The sequence below is a fragment of the Modestobacter versicolor genome, assembly GCF_041028285.1.
Lineage (GTDB): Bacteria > Actinomycetota > Actinomycetes > Mycobacteriales > Geodermatophilaceae > Modestobacter > Modestobacter versicolor_A.
Map to the genome: position 1 here is coordinate 1 of NZ_JABGDB010000037.1, position 609 is coordinate 609.

At 37.1% G+C, this 609-nt stretch carries 1 protein-coding gene; it reads left to right on the plus strand.

The window, feature by feature from the left end; translation table 11 throughout:
- Window positions 1-261 precede the first annotated feature (261 nt).
- Entirely contained in the window at window positions 262-423 is a 162-nt protein-coding gene (locus tag HL054_RS22150) for a hypothetical protein (protein ID WP_259542294.1), read from the plus strand.
- The last annotated feature ends 186 nt before the right edge of the window (window positions 424-609 follow it).

The window sequence follows — 609 nt, forward strand, 5'->3', positions numbered from 1 at the left end:
AGCTGCATTCAGATGTCTGGCATGAGGGTCAGGCTGCTGATATGGTATGTAATGGAATTGCCGTATCAGTCAAATCTGAGAGATACATGAATGGTTCACTTGCCAATGGGCACAGGATGCACATCAAAAGGTCATCATTCAAAAAACATTATATACTAATTTATACAAAATTTGGTTGAAAATTGGAAAAAGTTAAGAAAGGTGAAAAATAATATGGCAGATAGCAAAAGAGATTGAAGTCAGATACAGAGAATTTTCTTTGTGGTTGATGGCAAAAGGAAACATATTGATTTGAGCCCTGAAAAAATCAAGCAGATAAGAATTGGTATGGTTAATGTTTTTGGAAGAATGCTTACGCCTGTTGAGTTCAAGGTTATGATAGACACATACCCTGAATGGACAATGATGCTGTTTGAGGTGTGAGGCATCAATCCGGAAATACTTAAACATGATGGGTTTAAGGAAGAGATAGCACAAAATGTTAAGGAGTGGGAACATGCCAGCAAAAAAGAGTGATAAGTTTTACATCAGGAGTTCATACACTGACACCTCAGAAAGCCAATACGGCATATACGTGTATTACAGGCTTGATACAGGTGAAATCATATA